This window comes from Bradyrhizobium sp. USDA 4461 (assembly GCF_054055655.1).
Genome location: NZ_JBSRXM010000001.1, coordinates 841,382 through 858,204, shown reverse-complemented (window position 1 = coordinate 858,204; position 16,823 = coordinate 841,382). Strand labels below are relative to the sequence as shown.

General features: G+C 64.6%; 14 protein-coding genes and 1 tRNA gene. 5 read left to right on the top strand and 10 right to left on the bottom strand.

Features of this window, described 5'->3' with window-relative positions:
• Nucleotides 1–26 precede the first annotated feature (26 nt).
• Entirely contained in the window at nt 27–629 is a 603-nt protein-coding gene (gene pth, locus ACVINW_RS04075; RefSeq protein ID WP_456750123.1) for an aminoacyl-tRNA hydrolase, read from the top strand.
• Nucleotides 630–686: 57 nt separating this feature from the next.
• Nucleotides 687–1,784: a redox-regulated ATPase YchF gene (gene ychF / locus ACVINW_RS04070; protein WP_456750122.1), complete on the top strand. Its 1,098-nt coding sequence runs from the start codon at nt 687–689 to the stop codon at nt 1,782–1,784.
• A 271-nt stretch (nt 1,785–2,055) separates the two neighbouring features.
• Here the strand turns inward: ychF and ACVINW_RS04065 are convergent, their stop codons facing one another.
• On the bottom strand, nt 2,056–2,331 hold the full coding sequence (locus ACVINW_RS04065; RefSeq protein ID WP_456756288.1) for a metal-sensitive transcriptional regulator: 276 nt from the start codon (nt 2,329–2,331) through the stop codon (nt 2,056–2,058).
• Nucleotides 2,332–2,396: 65 nt separating this feature from the next.
• Here ACVINW_RS04065 and ACVINW_RS04060 point away from each other — a divergent pair, with 65 nt between their 5' ends.
• Complete coding sequence (locus tag ACVINW_RS04060) at nt 2,397–4,787, top strand: heavy metal translocating P-type ATPase (RefSeq protein ID WP_456750121.1); 2,391 nt, start codon at nt 2,397–2,399, stop codon at nt 4,785–4,787.
• Between the two features lie 105 nt (nt 4,788–4,892).
• Here ACVINW_RS04060 and ACVINW_RS04055 read toward each other — a convergent pair whose 3' ends face one another.
• The 3 genes from ACVINW_RS04055 to trxB all read right to left on the bottom strand — a co-directional run bounded on the left by ACVINW_RS04055 (nt 4,893) and on the right by trxB (nt 8,233).
• Nucleotides 4,893–5,807 (bottom strand): 4-hydroxy-tetrahydrodipicolinate synthase family protein, encoded by a 915-nt coding sequence (locus tag ACVINW_RS04055; RefSeq protein WP_456750120.1) that lies wholly within the window; start codon nt 5,805–5,807, stop codon nt 4,893–4,895.
• A gap of 537 nt (nt 5,808–6,344) precedes the next feature.
• The gene (locus ACVINW_RS04050; RefSeq protein ID WP_028344089.1) at nt 6,345–7,265 is read right to left on the bottom strand and encodes a LysR family transcriptional regulator; all 921 of its coding nucleotides are present in this window, start codon (nt 7,263–7,265) and stop codon (nt 6,345–6,347) included.
• Between the two features lie 2 nt (nt 7,266–7,267).
• Complete coding sequence (trxB, locus tag ACVINW_RS04045; protein ID WP_456750119.1) at nt 7,268–8,233, bottom strand: thioredoxin-disulfide reductase; 966 nt, start codon at nt 8,231–8,233, stop codon at nt 7,268–7,270.
• Between the two features lie 281 nt (nt 8,234–8,514).
• On the opposite strand from trxB, the gene ACVINW_RS04040 reads away from it, so the two are divergent.
• Nucleotides 8,515–8,994, top strand: coding sequence for an Lrp/AsnC family transcriptional regulator (locus tag ACVINW_RS04040; protein ID WP_028333106.1), 480 nt, complete (start codon nt 8,515–8,517; stop codon nt 8,992–8,994).
• Nucleotides 8,995–9,301: 307 nt separating this feature from the next.
• Here the strand turns inward: ACVINW_RS04040 and ACVINW_RS04035 are convergent, their stop codons facing one another.
• The 5 genes from ACVINW_RS04035 to ACVINW_RS04015 form a co-directional block, all read right to left on the bottom strand.
• Nucleotides 9,302–9,697 carry a DoxX family protein gene (locus ACVINW_RS04035; RefSeq protein ID WP_456750118.1) on the bottom strand — a complete coding sequence of 132 codons (396 nt, stop codon included), beginning with the start codon at nt 9,695–9,697 and terminating at the stop codon, nt 9,302–9,304.
• Between the two features lie 352 nt (nt 9,698–10,049).
• Nucleotides 10,050–10,523 carry a transcription elongation factor GreA gene (greA, locus tag ACVINW_RS04030; protein ID WP_456756287.1) on the bottom strand — a complete coding sequence of 158 codons (474 nt, stop codon included), beginning with the start codon at nt 10,521–10,523 and terminating at the stop codon, nt 10,050–10,052.
• A 197-nt stretch (nt 10,524–10,720) separates the two neighbouring features.
• Nucleotides 10,721–14,185 carry a carbamoyl-phosphate synthase large subunit gene (gene carB, locus ACVINW_RS04025; protein WP_456750117.1) on the bottom strand — a complete coding sequence of 1,155 codons (3,465 nt, stop codon included), beginning with the start codon at nt 14,183–14,185 and terminating at the stop codon, nt 10,721–10,723.
• A 369-nt stretch (nt 14,186–14,554) separates the two neighbouring features.
• Nucleotides 14,555–14,630 (bottom strand) — tRNA-OTHER (locus ACVINW_RS04020).
• A 77-nt stretch (nt 14,631–14,707) separates the two neighbouring features.
• Complete coding sequence (locus ACVINW_RS04015; protein ID WP_456750116.1) at nt 14,708–15,397, bottom strand: class I SAM-dependent methyltransferase; 690 nt, start codon at nt 15,395–15,397, stop codon at nt 14,708–14,710.
• Nucleotides 15,398–15,522: 125 nt separating this feature from the next.
• Here ACVINW_RS04015 and ACVINW_RS04010 point away from each other — a divergent pair, with 125 nt between their 5' ends.
• The gene (locus ACVINW_RS04010; RefSeq protein WP_456750115.1) at nt 15,523–16,065 is read left to right on the top strand and encodes a Dps family protein; all 543 of its coding nucleotides are present in this window, start codon (nt 15,523–15,525) and stop codon (nt 16,063–16,065) included.
• 182 nt (nt 16,066–16,247) lie between these two features.
• On the opposite strand, the gene ACVINW_RS04005 is transcribed toward ACVINW_RS04010, so the two are convergent.
• Complete coding sequence (locus tag ACVINW_RS04005; RefSeq protein WP_456750114.1) at nt 16,248–16,769, bottom strand: cupin domain-containing protein; 522 nt, start codon at nt 16,767–16,769, stop codon at nt 16,248–16,250.
• Nucleotides 16,770–16,823: the final 54 nt, after the last annotated feature.

Below are 16,823 nucleotides of genomic sequence, written 5' to 3'. Positions count from 1 at the left end.
GGCGCGCCGATTCGGGATGCCGCGCCATGCGCCTTTTTGTCGGTCTCGGTAATCCCGGTGCGAAATACGCCAGCAACCGACACAATATCGGTTTCCTGGCGGTCGATGAGATTGCACGGCGTCATGGTTTCGCACCATGGCGCCGTCGCTTTCAGGGCGAGACTGCCGAAGGCGCCATCGATCGTGAGAAGGTCGTGCTGCTGAAGCCGACCACCTTCATGAACGAGTCCGGACGCGCGGTGCAGGAAGCGGCAAACTTCTTCAAGCTGGTGCCCGCCGACGTCACCGTGTTCCAGGACGAGCTCGAACTGCCGCCCGCCAAGGTGCGGGTCAAAGTCGGCGGCGGGATCGCCGGCCATAACGGGCTGCGCTCGATCTCCGCGCATATCGGCAACGACTATCGGCGGGTGCGGCTCGGGATCGGTCATCCCGGCGTCAAGGAGCTCGTGCACAGCCACGTGCTGTCGGACTTCGCGAAAAGCGACCGGGCGTGGGTGGAGGCCTTGTGCCAGGCCATCGCCGACAATGCCGGCCTGCTGGCTGCGGGACACGACGCCTCGTTCGCCAACAAGGTGCATCTGACGATGCAGGCCAAGGGATTTTTCGACACCAAGGACGAGGGGCCCTAGCGGACCCTCGCCACTCAGTTCAGCCGCGCAGCGTGTGCGCGAGAGATCGGGACGAACATGGGATTCAAATGCGGGATCGTCGGGCTGCCTAACGTCGGCAAGTCGACGCTGTTCAATGCGCTGACCGAGACGGCGGCCGCCCAGGCGGCGAACTATCCGTTCTGCACCATCGAGCCGAATGTCGGCGAGGTGGCGGTGCCCGATCCGCGGCTGGAGAAGCTCGCTGCGGTCGCGAAATCCGCGCAGATCATTCCGACCCGGCTGACCTTCGTCGACATCGCAGGGCTGGTCCGCGGCGCGTCGCAGGGCGAAGGCCTCGGCAACCAGTTCCTCGCCAACATCCGCGAGGTCGATGCCATCGCCCACGTGGTGCGTTGCTTCGAGGATTCCGACATCACCCATGTCGAAGGCAAGATCGCGCCGCTCGCCGACATCGAGACCATCGAGACCGAGCTGATGCTGTCGGACCTCGACAGCCTCGAGAAGCGCGTCGACAATCTCGCCAAGAAGGCCAAGGGCAACGACAAGGAAGCCAAGGAGCAGCTCGAGCTGGTCAACCGCGCGCTCACATTGCTGCGCGACGGCAAGCCGGCCCGCGGCATGGAGCGCAAGCCGGAGGAGGAACGTGCGTTCCGCATGCTCGGGCTGTTGACCTCGAAGCCCGTGCTCTACGTCTGCAACGTCGAGGAAGGCTCGGCCAAGGACGGCAACAATTTCTCCAAGGCGGTGTTCGAACGCGCCAAGGAGGAAGGTGCGGTCGCGGTCGTGATCTCGGCCAAGATCGAATCCGAGATCGCGACGCTGTCGCGTGCCGAGCGCGCCGAGTTCCTGGAGACGCTGGGCCTCGAAGAGGCCGGCCTCGATCGGTTGATCCGCGCCGGCTACCAATTGCTCGACCTCATCACCTACTTCACCGTCGGCCCGAAGGAAGCCCGCGCCTGGACCATCGACCGCGGCACCAAGGCGCCCGCCGCCGCCGGCGTGATCCATACCGATTTCGAGAAGGGTTTTATCCGCGCCGAGACCATTGCCTACGACGACTACATCGCCGGCAACGGCGAAGCCGGCGCGCGCGATGCCGGCAAGTTGCGGCTGGAAGGCAAGGAATATGTCGTCGCCGATGGCGACGTGATGCATTTCAGGTTCAATACCTGAGCAGCGATTTCGGGCTCGCTTTCTCCCAAGTCGTCCCGGCGAAGGCCGGGACGTGAGGCGCCGCTCTATCCCCACGTCGTCCCGGGCAAGCGAAGCGCGACCCGGGACCCATAACCACAGGGTGGTGTTGTTGAAGCGAGCTGTGGCCCCAGCTCGCTTCATCCCCACGTCCTGTGGTTATGGGTCCCTGCTTTCGCAGGGACGACACTGAATATGTAGAGGCGCTGCTGACTTTCCATCAGCGCGACTGGCGTGCCGCAATCAACCAGCTCTACCGATCCGCCCGCCCGATCACATCCATCAGCTCGGCGATCTTGCGCCGCTGGTCGGCCTTGTCGCCGGACGAAATCGCGTGCTCCACGCAATGCGCCACATGATCGCGCAGGACCTCTTCCTCGACGCGGCGCAACGCCGCGCGCGCGGCTGCGATCTGCGTCACCACGTCGATGCAATAGCGGTCGTCCTCGACCATGGCGGCCAGCCCACGGATCTGACCCTCGATCCGTTTGAGCCGTTTTAGACAGGATGCCTTGACCTCGTCTCTCATAGGCCTCATATACCCCCCTAGGGTATGTAAATCAAGAGGCCGGGATATCGGCCGGGAAGAGTTTCGTGGCACAGGCAAAGCACGACCACTCGCACGCCGATCATCATCATGGCGCGGCCGCGCAGTCCTGCTGCGGCGGCAAGCATGATCACGGCGCGACGCCGGCCGAGGCCGCGTTCGCGATCGATCCGGTCTGCGGCATGAAGGTCAACCCGGCGACCGCCAAGCACCGCTTCAGCTACAAGGGCGAGGAGTACCTGTTCTGCAGCGGCCGCTGCCGCGAGCGCTTTGAGGCCGAGCCCGAGAAGTATCTCAAGCCGCGCGAATCGGAGCCTCCGATGCCGGCCGGCACGATCTACACCTGCCCGATGCATCCCGAGGTGCGCCAGGTCGGTCCCGGCTCTTGCCCGATCTGCGGCATGGCGCTGGAGCCCGAGCAAGTCTCGCTCGACGACGGACCGGATCCCGAACTGATCGATATGACGCGGCGGTTCTGGATCGGTCTTGCGCTCACCTTGCCGGTGTTCGTGCTGGAGATGGGCAGCCATCTCGGGCTGATGCATCTGGTGCCGATGGGCTGGTCGAACTGGATCTCGTTTGTGCTGGCGACGCCGGTCGTGCTGTGGGCCGGCGCGCCGTTCTTCGCGCGCGGCTGGCAGTCGGTCGTGACGCGCAATCTCAACATGTTCACGCTGATCGCGATGGGCACCGGCGTCGCCTATGCCTACAGCGTGGTTGCGACCCTGGCGCCGCAGCTGTTCCCGCCGGCATTCCGCGACATGCATGGCGCGGTCGCGGTGTATTTCGAGGCAGCCGCCGTGATCACGGTGCTGGTGCTGCTCGGTCAGGTGCTGGAGCTGCGCGCCCGCGCGCAGACCTCGGGCGCGATCCGGGCGCTGCTTGGGCTCGCGCCCAAGACCGCGCGCCGCATCACCGATCATGGCGACGAGGATATCGAGATCGACGCCATCAAGGTCGGCGATCGCCTGCGCGTGCGCCCCGGCGAGAAGGTGCCGGTCGACGGCGTCGTGATCGAGGGTCGCGCCATCATCGACGAATCCATGGTGACCGGTGAATCGATGCCGGTGACGAAGGCGGAAGGCGCCAACGTGATCGGCGGCACCGTCAACCAGAGCGGCGGCGTCGTGATGCGCGCCGAGAAGGTCGGCCGCGACACCATGCTGTCGCGGATCGTCGACATGGTGGCGAAGGCACAGCGTTCGCGCGCGCCGATCCAGCGGCTCGCCGATCGCGTCGCCGGCTGGTTCGTGCCGGCGGTGGTCGCCGCCGCCGTGTTCGCCTTCATCGCCTGGTCGGTGTTCGGTCCCGAGCCGCGCCTGACCTTCGCGCTGGTCGCGGCCGTCACGGTGCTGATCATCGCGTGCCCCTGCGCGCTGGGGCTCGCGACGCCGATGTCGATCATGGTCGGTGTCGGCCGTGGCGCGCATTCCGGCATCCTGATCCGCGACGCGCAGGCGCTGGAGCGGATGGAGGCGATCGACACGCTGGTGATCGACAAGACCGGCACGCTCACCGAGGGCAAGCCGAAGGTCACCCGCATCATTGCCGCCGAAGGCGTTGACGAGAGCGATCTGCTGCGCCTGGCTGCAAGCGTCGAGCAGGGCAGCGAGCATCCGCTGGCGCAGGCGATCATCGCGGCAGCCAAGGAGCGCAAGATTTCAATATCCGCCGTCGGCGATTTTGCCTCGCCCTCCGGTAAGGGCGCGACCGGCCTCGTCGAGGGCAAGCAGGTTGCGCTCGGCAATTCGGTGCTGATGGGCGAGCTGAAGATCGCCACGTCAACGCTGGATGAGGCCGCCGAAGTTGCGCGGCGCGACGGCGCGACCGCGATCTATGTCGCGGTCGATGGCCGTATCGCCGGCGTGATCGCGATCGCCGATCCGGTCAAGTCGTCGGCTGCGAATGCACTGCAGGCACTGCGCGGTGAAGGTCTGCGCATCGTGATGCTGACCGGCGACAACGAGACCACCGCGCGTGCGGTGGCGAAGACGCTTGGCATTGACGAGGTCGAGGCCGGCGTGCTGCCGGAGCGCAAGAGCGAGGTCGTGCAGCGGTTGCGCGGCGAGGGCCGCATTGTCGCGATGTCCGGCGACGGCGTCAACGATGCGCCGGCGCTCGCCGCCGCCGATGTCGGCATCGCGATGGGCGGCGGCACCGATGTCGCGATCGAGAGCGCCGGGATCACGCTGCTCACCGGCGACCTGACGGGTCTGGTCCGGGCGCGGCGCTTGTCGGTCGCGACCATGCGCAACATCCGCCAGAACCTGGCCTTCGCCTTTGTCTACAACGCCGCCGGCGTGCCGATCGCGGCCGGCGTGCTGTACCCGTTGTTCGGCATCCTGCTGTCGCCGATGGTCGGCGCCGCCGCGATGGCGCTGTCCTCGGTCAGCGTGATCGGCAACGCGCTCAGGCTGTCGCGGGTGAAGCTGGATTGAGGCAACGAGATCGGTAGCCCGGATGCAGCGAAGCGAAATCCGGGGTCGTCACCTCACGGTGAGACCGGCCCCGGATTTCGCTTCGCTGCATCCGGGCTACAAGAGTCACGCCGGCAGCAGCAGTTGCGCGCGGCGCTCCATCTCGGCATCGAGCCAGCTTGCGAGATCCCCGCTCACCTCGACCATCGGTAGCCGCACCTCGGGGCTGTCGATCAGCCCCTGCCGCCACAGCCAGTGCTTGGCCGGCGCGGGGCTCGGTTCGGCGAACAGCAGCCGCGTCAGGCCGACGACGCTCTGCCACGCAGCCAATGCCGCGTCGCGCTTGCCCTGCTGCAGCAGCGTGCGGATCGAGGCAAAAATGTTGGTCTCCAGATGCGCGGAGAGCAGGATCGCGCCGTCGGCGCCGTCCGAGAGCGCATCGAAGGTTTGCGCATCCTCGCCGGTCAGCACGCGGAAGCCGGCCGGCCGCCGGTTGAGGAAGTCGATCGATTGCGCACGGTCGGCGCTGCAATCCTTCATGCCGGCGATGTTCGGATGGTCGGCGAGCGTCAGCAGCGTCTCGTTGGTCAGGTTCACCGCCGTGCGATAGGGGATATTGTAGAGCACGATCGGCCACGACGCGTGATCGGCAAGCGCGTTGAAGTGCTGCAGGAGGCCGCGCTGCGAGGGCCTGGTGTAGTAGGGGCTCGCGATCAGATAGCCGTTGATCGGCCAGTCGGCCGTGTCGTCCAGCGCGTCCTTCATCTTGGCGGTCGAGGCGCCGGAGAGCCCGAGGCAGACCGGTAGATGGCGGGAGCTGGCACTGAGCTCGTCGAGCACGACGCTGACCAGCCCCTCCATCTCATCCGTGCTCAGCGCCATGCCTTCACCGGAGGTCGCGCCGAGGATGAAGCCGTCGACGGGCCCGCTGGCGTAATGCCGCACGAGGCGGCGAAGCGACGTGGCGTCGAGTTCGCCGCCGCGGAACGGCGTGATCAGGGGCAGCCAGAGGCCCTGCAATTGCTGGTGTAGCTCAGTCATGTTCCATCTCCTCAGAGGACAAAGCCGGAGACGGGACCAACAAAAAACCCCGTCCAGGCGGCGGGGTTTCGGGATCGGTTTGAATGCGAAGGTGATCTTATCGCGCGCGATCTCGTGTCCCCGGGAGGGGAGCTTTTTTCGACGAGAGAGCGGCGCACGAAGTCGTGATCATGCGATCATGATGCTGCGCTGCGAGGTTGTTGTCAATGCACACGCTGACCGGGACGTGCGGCACGTTTTTGCATGACATTGAGGTGAAAGGGCATACGGATGAAAAAAAGCCGGGCTCGAGTGAGCCCGGCTTAAGGTATTGGCCACGTGAGGCCGACACAATCACCTTCCAAGAGGGATTACTGAACTTCCGCGCCACTGGAGGAGGGGGACATATGCGCGACGCGACCGCTCAGCGTGTCAACACTATGATCCCCATCGACGGCATGCAGCAACTATCCAGGTCGCATGTCAGTCATGCGGAGATTCAGGGGCCTGTCGGGGCCGCGCGGCAAGCCCATAACCCGGCCCGTAAGGCCGGCTTAATCAGGACGGCCAGCGCTGTGCCTTGCTGACCACGAAGTCGCGGAACACCTGCACCCGGGCCACTGTCTTCAGCTCTTCCGGATAGACGAAGTAGGTGTCGAGCGCGATCGAGTCGGACTCGCCGAACAGCTGCACGAGGTTGTTCTGTTCGACCAGATAGTCCGGCAGCGCGGCGATGCCGAGGCCCTGCTGGCAGGCGCGCACCAACCCCAGGATGTTGTTGACCTTGAAGTAGGGTTCGCGCGGACCGGAGCCGTTGCGGCCGGCATCGATCAGCCAGCTGCGGTTCTGCAGATGCGGCGGCACCTGCGAGTCGCCGAGCATGATGATGCGGTGCGAGTCGAGATCGTCGAGCGTCCGCGGCGTGCCGAAGCGTTTGATGTATTCCGGCGAGCAATAGGCGTGGAAGCCGATCGAGAACAGCTTGCGCTGGATCAGGTCCGGCTGGGTCGGCTTGCGGGTGCGGATCGCAACGTCGGCCTCGCGCATCGACAAATCGAGATCCTCGTCGGTGACGATCAGCGAGATCCGGATGTCCGGGTAGAGCGCGGTGAATTCGTCGAGCCGGGGGATCAGCCAGTTGATGCCGAGCGCCGGCGGGGTCGTGATCTTGAGGTCGCCGCTCGGCCGCTCGCGGCTGTCGGTGAGCTTGGCGCGCGCCGCCTGCAACTGCATGAAGACGTCATGCGCGGTGCGGAACAGGAGGTCGCCCTGTTCGGTGAGGATCAGGCCGCGGGCATGGCGGTGAAACAGCGAGACCGAGAGCTCCTGCTCCAGCGCGCTGACCTGGCGGGAGACCGCCGATTGCGACAGGCCGAGCTGCTCGCCGGCATGCGTGAAGCTGCCGGCCTCCGCCGCTGCGTGAAAGACCTTCAGCTTGTCCCAATCCATATCCGTAAATCCGTCGCGAGATCGTGCCATGATTATTCCGCCGCTGCGCGATCGCTCGCGCGAAGAGCCAGGAAGCGTTCGGCCTCGAGCGCAGCCATGCAGCCGAGGCCGGCCGCGGTGACCGCCTGCCGGAAGGTTTCGTCCGCCACGTCGCCGGCCGCGAACAGGCCGGGCACCGAGGTCGCCGTCGAGTTCGGCGCCACCTCGACATAGCCCGACGGTTTCAGCTTGATCTGGCCTTTGACGAGCTCGGTCGCGGGCGCATGGCCGATCGCAATGAACACGCCGTCGGTCTTGAGGTCGGTCAGCGCGCCGGTCTTGACGTTCTTCAGCCGCACATGGGTGACCTTGTTCGGGTTCTCCGATCCGCAGATCTCATCGATCGCGGAGTCCCACACCACGTTGATCTTGGGATGCTTGAACAGGCGCTCCTGCAGGATGCGCTCGGCGCGGAAATGATCGCGGCGATGCACGATGGTGACCTGCGAGGCATGGTTGGTCAGGTACAGCGCTTCCTCGACCGCGGTGTTGCCGCCACCGACCACCACGACGTCCTTGCCGCGGTAGAAGAAGCCGTCGCAGGTCGCGCAGGCCGACACGCCGCCGCCCTGGAACTTCGCTTCCGAGGGCAGCCCGAGCCAGCGCGCCTGGGCGCCGGTGGCGAGGATCACGGTCTCGGCGAGATAGACGTCGCCGGAATCGCAGGTCAGGCGAAACGGGCGCTGGCCGAGTTCCAGCTTGTTGACGAGGTCGGTGACGATCTTGGTGCCGACATGGGCCGCCTGCTTCTCCATCTGCTCCATCAGCCAGGGGCCCTGGATCACGTCGGCGAAGCCCGGATAGTTCTCGACGTCGGTGGTGATGGTGAGTTGCCCGCCCGGCTGGATGCCTTGGATCAGGATCGGTTCGAGCATCGCGCGTGCCGCGTAGATCGCTGCGGTGTAACCGGCGGGGCCGGACCCGATGATGACGACCTTGGCGTGGACAGGCGCGGGCATTAGCTGATCCCTCTCTGCTGGGGACTTTGACGGGGACTTGTGTGGGAAGCACCCCGGAGCGGGTCACGGCGGTGCCAAAAGTGTCAAATCCAAGTCTAGGATATCTGGGAAGCTATGCAAGATTTGCAATCCATGGCGGCGATTTTTCCCCGGAACTGAAGTCACTTTCGCGAAATCGTGCGCTGCACGCGCAATAAAATTGCGCAACGCCGACTGGCTGGGCTATGAGAGTTGCCGGCGGATCTGCCCAACCTTCCAAACTCCTAGGGAACCGTAGTCGCGTGTCGAAGAACCTTGACGAGATCGACCTCAAAATCCTCGCCGAGATCCAGGCCGATGGCCGAATCACCAATGTGGAACTCGCCAAACGCGTCGGCATCTCGCCGCCGCCCTGCCTGCGCAGGGTCCGGGCGCTGGAAGAGGAAGGCTACATCCAGGGATACCGCGGCCTGCTCGATCCGCGCCGCCTCGGCTACGACGTCACCGTGTTCGCCTCGGTGCATCTGTCGAGTCAGGCCGATGCCGATCTGCGCGCCTTCGAGAATTTCGTGCGCGCCGAGCCGCTGGTGCGCGAATGCTGGATGCTTTCGGGCGAAGTCGATTTCATCCTGAAATGTGTCGCGCCCGATATGGCGACGTTCCAGGATTTCGTCACCCACCTCACCGCCGCGCCGCATGTGCGCAACGTCAGGACGTCGCTGGTGCTGCACAACTCGAAATATGAGGCGGCGGTGCCGCTGGGCGTAAAGGTGGCGGGCTAACCGCGTTCATCGTCATTGCGAGCGAAGCGAAGCAATCTACCTGCCCGCATGTGCCGAGCGATGGATTGCTTCGTCGCTTTAGCCCCAAATTTGCTCTGCAAGTTCGTCGCGAGCTCGTCGCCATGACGAGTGAGTTCGACGATTGCCTTTCGGCTGATCGTCTTCTTATCCCTCTCCCTGAAAGGGGGAGGGCTGGGTGGGGGTCAAGCCGCGGGCGAGAGCGCCTTCGTGGAAGCAGATCCCCACCCGGCTTGCGCTTTCAGCGCAAACCGACCTTCCCGTTGCAAGAGGAGGTGAGATCGCGCCGTTACCTCTTGCCCATCGCAGCGTCGACGCTGATCGGGCCGGGGCCCGAGGTTGCGAGATAGAGGCAGGCAAAGCAGAGCGCGATCGCCAGACTGCCGTTGTTGAGCAGCGGATAGAAGCCTTTTGGGAAATGGCCGATGAAGTAGGCGAAGGCCATTTCGCCTGCCAGGATGAACGCCACGATCCGCGAGAACAGCCCGATCATCAGCAGCCCTCCCAGGATCAACTCGAGAGTGCCGGCCGCTCCGATCAACGAGAACAGTTCAACTTTCTCGAACATCGTTCCGGGCGGGAATTTGAGCAGCTTGGCGACGCCAAACTGAAACAGCAGCAGGCCCGTGATGAACCGAAACAGGCTGAGTGCCAGCGGCTGAAGCTTTGAAAGTGTCTGGTCCATTGTCATTTACCCCCTGTTTGACACACTGGAACGTTGCACGATGCAGAAACACACGGTGTCCGCCACCGGAGTGTGATGTCAACACCTTGCGTCCGGAATCATTCCTCGCGTCGTGGCGCTTGCGAGAGAATGCAACGGTGAGACGGCGACGCGCAGCGATGCGTGTTGCGACGCAATCATCCAGGCGGACCCGGTCCCCCGACATGATTATACTGCATAATCATGTCATGGCCTCACTGGCATGCCGTGCAGCTGCTCTCCACTCACATTGCTGTCAGACGCGGCCAAAACGCAGGCACAAAAAAAGCCGCGTGCTGGACGCGGCCTTTTTGCATCAGTCACGTCAAAGTAACTACCGCCATTCGACCTTGGTGATCTCGTAGGCCTTGGCGCCGCCCGGCGCCATCACTTCGACGGTGGCGCCCTTCTTCTTCCCGATCAGCGCGCGCGCGAGCGGCGAGGTGATCGAGATGCGGCCTTTCTTGGCGTCGGCTTCGACCTCGCCGACGATCTGCCACACCGCCTTCTTCTCGGTGTCCTCGTCGATCAGCGTCACGGTGGCGCCGAACTTGATGGTGTCGCCGGACAGCTTCGAGATGTCGATGATGTCGGCGCGCGCAAGCTTGTCCTCGAGCTCGGCGATGCGGCCCTCGTTATGCGACTGCTCTTCCTTTGCGGCGTGATACTCGGCGTTCTCCGAGAGATCGCCGTGCGAGCGCGCTTCCGCAATGTGTTCGATGATGCGCGGACGATCCTCCGACTGGCGTCGCTTCAACTCGTCCGTCAGCGCGGCGTATCCGCCCGCGGTCATCGGAACCTTATCCATCATCTTCGTCCTTCTTCGTGCGCGCCCGGCGGCCGTGCACGAATATCCAGTTCAGCTAACGCAGGAATCAGGGCGTGAGTGCGCCCGGAAGCCCAGTGATTATCGGCCCCGCTAAGGGCCGTGACAACAATCCAAGCGCGCGGTGAGTTCCAGCCATTCGGCTAATTGACCGCTTCGAGCCTTCAGCCGGGCAGCGGTCAGCTTTCGGAAAAGTAACTCTGAAGCGTGCGGACCTCAAGGTCCCCGTCCCGATAGGCCCGGATCCCCCGTGCGGCGGCCACCGCGCCTGAAAGAGTGGTGTAATATGGCACTTTATGCAAGAGGGCAGCCCGCCGCAGCGAACGGCTGTCGGCCAGCGCCTGCGGACCTTCGGTGGTATTGAAGACCAGCTGGACGTCACCATTGGTGATGGCGTCGACGATGTGCGGACGGCCTTCGAGCACCTTGTTGACCTTTTCCGTCGGCACGCCGTTGTCGCTGAGGTAGCGTTGCGTGCCTGAGGTCGCCATCACCTTGAAGCCGAGCGAGTGCAACAGCCGCACCGCATCCGCGATGCGCATCTTGTCGTCGCCACGAACCGAAACAAACACCGTGCCCTGCCGCGGCACGCGCGTGCCGCCGCCGAGCTGGCTCTTGGCGAACGCGACCTCGAAGGAGCGGTCGATGCCCATTACCTCGCCGGTCGAGCGCATCTCCGGTCCGAGCACGGTGTCGACGCCGGGGAAGCGCGCGAACGGGAACACCGATTCCTTGACGCCGACATGGTCGAGCTTCTTCTTCTTCAGCTTGAAGTCGGCGAGCTTCTCGCCGGCCATGATCCGCGCCGCGATCTTGGCGACCGGCATGCCGATCACCTTGGCGACGAACGGCACGGTGCGGGACGCGCGCGGGTTGACCTCGAGCACGTAGATCTCGCCGTCCTTGATGGCGTATTGCACGTTCATCAGGCCGACCACGTCGAGCCCGAGCGCGAGTTCGCGGGTCTGCCGCTCCAGCTCCTCGATGGTGCCGGCGTCGAGCGAATGCGGCGGCAGCGAGCAGGCGGAGTCGCCGGAGTGGATGCCGGCTTCCTCGATGTGCTCCATGATGCCGACGATGAAGGTGTCCTTGCCGTCGCAGAGGCAGTCGACGTCGACTTCGGTCGCATCGGACAGATAGCGGTCGAACAGCAGCGGGTTCTTGCCGAGCACGGTGTTGATCTGCCCGGTCTTGTCGTTCGGATAGCGCGCCTTGACGTCAGCGGGCACCAGCTCCGGCAGCGTTCCCAGCAGGTAGTCGTTGAGCTGGGTCTCCTCGCGGATGATCTGCATCGCGCGGCCGCCGAGCACGTAGGACGGGCGCACCACCAGCGGCAGATCGAGATCGGTGGCGACCAGGCGGGCCTGCTCGACCGAATAGGCGATGCCGTTCTTCGGCTGCTTGAGGCGCAGCTTGTCGAGCACGCGCTTGAAGCGGTCGCGGTCCTCCGCGAGGTCGATCGCGTCGGGCGAGGTGCCGAGGATCGGCACTTCGGCGGCTTCCAGCGCGCGGGCAAGCTTCAGCGGGGTCTGGCCGCCGAACTGCACGATCACGCCGTGCAGCGTGCCGTTCGTGCGCTCGGTCGCGATGATCTCGAGCACGTCTTCGGCGGTCAGCGGCTCGAAGTAGAGCCGATCGGCGGTGTCGTAGTCGGTCGACACCGTCTCCGGATTGCAGTTGACCATGATGGTCTCGTAGCCGGCGTCCTCGAGCGCGAAGCAGGCATGGCAGCAGCAATAGTCGAACTCGATGCCCTGGCCGATGCGGTTCGGCCCGCCGCCGAGGATGATCACCTTCTTGCGATCCGACGGCGCGCTCTCGTCGGCAAGCGCGCCCGCGAACGGCCGCTCATAGGTCGAATACATGTAGGCGGTGGGCGAGGCGAACTCCGCCGCGCAGGTGTCGATGCGCTTGAACACCGGACGCACCCCGAGCGCATGGCGCTTGGCAGTGACCTCGGCTTCGGTCTGCTCCGTCAGCACGGCGAGCCGCGCATCCGAGAAGCCCATCGCCTTCAGCATCCGCATCGAGAATGCGTTGGCCGGCAGGCCGCTGCTGCGGACCTTGTCCTCCATCTCGACGATGCCGCGCAGTTCGGCGAGGAACCAGCGATCGATCTTGCAGGAGTTGAAGATCTCCTCGTTCGACCAGCCGAGCCGCATCGCCTGCGCGACCTGCAGCAGGCGGTTCGGCGTCGGGGTGCCGAGGGCTGCGCGGATCGCGTTCTTGTCGTCGCTGCGGCCGAGGCCCTCGATGTCGATCTCGTCGAGACCGGTCAGCCCGGTCTCCAGGCCGCGCAGCGCCTTCTGCAGGCTCTCCTGGAAGGTGCGGCCGATCGCCATCACCTCGCCGACCGACTTCATCGAGGTCGTCAGCGTGGAGGAGGCGCCGGGGAATTTCTCGAACGCGAAGCGGGGAATCTTGGTGACGACGTAGTCGATGGTCGGCTCGAACGAGGCCGGCGTGGCGCCGCCGGTGATGTCGTTGGCGATCTCGTCGAGCGTGTAGCCGATCGCAAGCTTGGCCGCGACCTTGGCGATCGGGAAGCCGGTCGCCTTGGAAGCCAGTGCCGAAGAGCGCGACACGCGCGGGTTCATCTCGATCACGACCATGCGGCCGTCGTCCGGATTGATGCCGAACTGCACGTTGGAGCCGCCGGTCTCGACGCCGATCTCGCGCAGCACCGCAATCGATGCGTCGCGCATGATCTGGTATTCCTTGTCGGTCAGTGTCAGCGCCGGCGCCACCGTGATGGAATCGCCGGTGTGCACGCCCATCGGATCGACGTTCTCGATCGAGCAGATGATGATGCAATTGTCCTTCTTGTCGCGTACCACCTCCATCTCGAACTCTTTCCAGCCGAGAACGGATTCCTCGATCAGCACCTCGTTGGTCGGCGAGGCATCGAGACCGCGCTCGATGATGTCGAGATACTCTTCCTTGTTGTAGGCGATGCCGCCGCCGGTGCCGCCGAGCGTGAAGGAGGGGCGGATGATCGCGGGCAGGCCGATGTCGGACAGCGCCATCAGCGCTTCGGCCAATGCCTGTTGCTGGTAGCGCTTGCGCCGCTCGTTCTCGCCGGCTTCCCATTTGCGTTCGAAGGCTTCGAGCTCGGCGCCGGACAGCTTGGCCTGATCGGCGAGGTATTTGTCGCGGTCCGACTTCTTCAGCGCCGAGGCGTTGGCGAGCCGCGACCGCGGCGTCTGCAGCCCGATCTTCTCCATGGCGTCGCGGAACAGCTGGCGGTCCTCGGCCTTGTCGATCGCGTCCGCCGTGGCGCCGATCATCTCGACGTCGAACTTCTCCAGCGTGCCCTGCTTGCGCAGCGACAGCGCGCAGTTCAGTGCGGTCTGGCCGCCCATGGTCGGCAGCAGTGCGAAGCCGCCGGGCACGACATGGCGTTCCTTCTCGATGATCTTGGCGACGATCTCGGGCGTGATCGGCTCGATATAGGTCGCATCCGCCAGTTCCGGATCGGTCATGATGGTGGCCGGATTGGAATTGACGAGGACGACGCGGTAACCCTCCTCCTTCAGAGCCTTCACCGCCTGTGTGCCGGAATAGTCGAATTCGCAGGCCTGGCCGATCACGATGGGACCGGCGCCGATGATCAGGATGGTGGAGATGTCGGTTCTTTTGGGCATCAGCTCTCGCGGACTGGAATTTGGGCACAAAAAAAGGGCGCGCTTCCCGCGCGTCCCTCGAGCCCTGCGCTACATGTTGTAGCGCGGGAAGCGCGATCCCTCGCGCGCGGGTGGTCTTTAGACCAGTTTCCGCACCCGCGAAACCCCCAAAAACGCCCAATCAACCGCGATTCTGGGGGAAAATCCGCATTCGGCGTATGCCCGGTCAGGGGTGGTCAGAACGGCCGTGTATCCGGTAGGAGCCTGGCTTCGTCCTGCGGGCCGGTTGCCCAGTCCGTCTACGCCTCCGCCATGCTCAAGCTGCGCCGGACACGCTTTGCCCCGCCGGTCCGGCGTGGCTGGCTACGCGAAGCCCGTGAGGGCGAAGCGTGGAGGCCCGGCCTGGATTTGAACCAGGATAAACAGTGTTGCACCACTGCCGCGTCGACGCTTCCGCCACCGGGCCGAGCGGATCATTGCTGATTATTTCAGCGGCCGCTACGTTTACCTTTGGTTAACCCTAATTTCTTCTGCAACCTTGGGTCAGTGGTGGGCCACGAATGTCATCCGCCACGGGTTGTGCCCGATGTTGCGCGGCGCGCGGGTGGCGCTGAAGCCGGCGGCGCCGAGCTTTGCGATCATCTCGTCCTCGCGGTAGCGCTGCAGCCCGATCCGGGTGCGCAGCTGCCGATAGTCCGACAATGCGGTTGAGGCCAGCCCGACCAGCGCATCGCGCAGGAAGCCGTGGGTCGCCGCGAAGCGCAACAGCGCCACGACATCTCTCGCCATGCCGACTTCGGGCCGCAGGATATCGCCGAGCACGAACCGGCCCGAGGGTTTCAGCAGGCGGTGGATTACGTCGAACGCGTTGTCGAGCTCCTGCGGCGTCATGTATTGCGCCACCGAGTTCATCACCACGAGGTCGATCGTATCCGCCTCCATGTGCTTCAGGTCATCGAGCGAGCGGACACGGATCCTGGTGTCGGGCGCAAAGCGCGCGACCAGCCGGCCGCGCACGCCGGGCGCAGGCTCCGCCAGATAGAGCTGCGCGCAGGCATTGGCGACCTTGGTCGCCGACAGCGCCTCGCCGCAGGCATAGTCGAGCACCACGGCGTCGGGTGACGTGATGTAGCCGATGATGTCGTTTGCGATGACCTGGAAATGCAGGTCGCGGTGCAGTCGGCTCGCATAAATCGTATGTGTGGAATCGTAATAATCGATCCATTCATCCATCGCGTTTGGTATCCGGCAGAACGGGTTCCTGGTCTCCAGGAACGGGTGGGCTGATGATGCGTTAGCGGTCCGGCGGCCAATGTTCAATGCGCCGAAATACGGGGTTCCTAACAGGAAGGTTTACCGTGAGCAAAGCCAAGACTGACGCCAACAAGACCGACAAGATCTCGCCCGATCTCGACACGCCGAGTGACCTGCCGCAGGCTGCGGTGGACACGATCTCGGCCTCGCTCAATACGCTGCTGGCCGATGCTTTCGCGCTCTACCTCAAGACCAAGAATTTCCATTGGCATGTCAGCGGCCGGCATTTCCATGATTACCACCTGATGCTGGACGAGCAGTCGGAGGCGATCTTCGCGACCACCGATCAACTTGCCGAGCGGGTGCGTAAGCTCGGCGGCGCGACGCTGAAGTCGATCGGCGACATCGCCAAGCATCAGACCATTAAGGACAATGACGAGGCCTATGTCCCGCCGCGCGAAATGCTGCGCGAGCTGATGGAGGACAACAAGCACATCGCGGCCGCGATGCGCAAGGCGCACAAGGTCGCCGACGATCACGAGGATTCCGGCACCGCCGGTCTGCTCGAGACCTTCATCGACGAAACCGAGCGCCGCACCTGGTTCCTGTTCGAGGCCAGCCGCCAGGAAGGCAGCAACGCGGCCTGAGTTTCGCTCTGTGCTGCGGAGGGTGGGCAAAGGAGCGTGTCAGCGCCGTGCCCACCATTCCTGCTCCGTGCGCACGCTTCGCCCACGCTACAGGTGATCTCCGTTGCGCGGAGATGGATTGCTTCATCGGGCCTGTCGTCCGGCGGCGCTTGGCGCCGACCGGTGATCGCATTGACCGAGGATTACCGCTTCCACAACTGCAGCAGGGGCCCGGTCTTGCCGAGCACCGGATCGGTCGCAGGGATCGCGACCAGCGGGATCGTCTTAAGCGCCTTGACGTGGTTCTCCGGCGTCGGTCGCGTGATCTGCATCGGCGGCCCAGGCGGATAGGCGCCGACAACACAGAAATCGTCGCTTGCCGACAAGCACCGATGCCCGGTGCCGGCCGGCAGGATCGCGACGTCGCCGGCTGTGATGTCCAGCACACGTCCCTGCTCGCCGCCGAACTGCACGCGTGCACTGCCACGGGCAACGCCTAAAACCTCATGCACGGTGGCGTGGTAGTGGGTGTAATCGAAGACGCCGTTCCGCCACATCGCACCCCAGCCATTGCTCGCGAACAGCTGCTCGATCGTGGCCTCGGGATTGTCGGCAATGTCGACCGCGCCCTTGTAGACCAGGAACGGCATCGGGTTGTTCGGGACCAGCCCATCGTCCTCGAAGACGATCGCAAGCGGCTCGGCCCCGGCCTTGATTGCGGACATGGCATCCTCCGGACGTGTGAGCGAGACTATCCGCGGATCAACCCGCTGTCAGCG

What these genes read in the sequence shown, in the direction of transcription:
- pth (WP_456750123.1), top strand. Translation starts at nt 27, where the DNA reads ATGCGCCTTTTTGTCGGTCTCGGTAATCCCGGTGCGAAATACGCCAGC.
- ychF (WP_456750122.1), top strand. Translation starts at nt 687, where the DNA reads ATGGGATTCAAATGCGGGATCGTCGGGCTGCCTAACGTCGGCAAGTCG.
- ACVINW_RS04065 (WP_456756288.1), bottom strand. Translation starts at nt 2,331, where the DNA reads ATGAGAGACGAGGTCAAGGCATCCTGTCTAAAACGGCTCAAACGGATC.
- ACVINW_RS04055 (WP_456750120.1), bottom strand. Translation starts at nt 5,807, where the DNA reads ATGACTGAGCTACACCAGCAATTGCAGGGCCTCTGGCTGCCCCTGATC.
- ACVINW_RS04050 (WP_028344089.1), bottom strand. Translation starts at nt 7,265, where the DNA reads ATGGCACGATCTCGCGACGGATTTACGGATATGGATTGGGACAAGCTG.
- trxB (WP_456750119.1), bottom strand. Translation starts at nt 8,233, where the DNA reads ATGCCCGCGCCTGTCCACGCCAAGGTCGTCATCATCGGGTCCGGCCCC.
- ACVINW_RS04035 (WP_456750118.1), bottom strand. Translation starts at nt 9,697, where the DNA reads ATGGACCAGACACTTTCAAAGCTTCAGCCGCTGGCACTCAGCCTGTTT.
- greA (WP_456756287.1), bottom strand. Translation starts at nt 10,523, where the DNA reads ATGGATAAGGTTCCGATGACCGCGGGCGGATACGCCGCGCTGACGGAC.
- carB (WP_456750117.1), bottom strand. Translation starts at nt 14,185, where the DNA reads ATGCCCAAAAGAACCGACATCTCCACCATCCTGATCATCGGCGCCGGT.
- ACVINW_RS04015 (WP_456750116.1), bottom strand. Translation starts at nt 15,397, where the DNA reads ATGGATGAATGGATCGATTATTACGATTCCACACATACGATTTATGCG.
- ACVINW_RS04005 (WP_456750114.1), bottom strand. Translation starts at nt 16,769, where the DNA reads ATGTCCGCAATCAAGGCCGGGGCCGAGCCGCTTGCGATCGTCTTCGAG.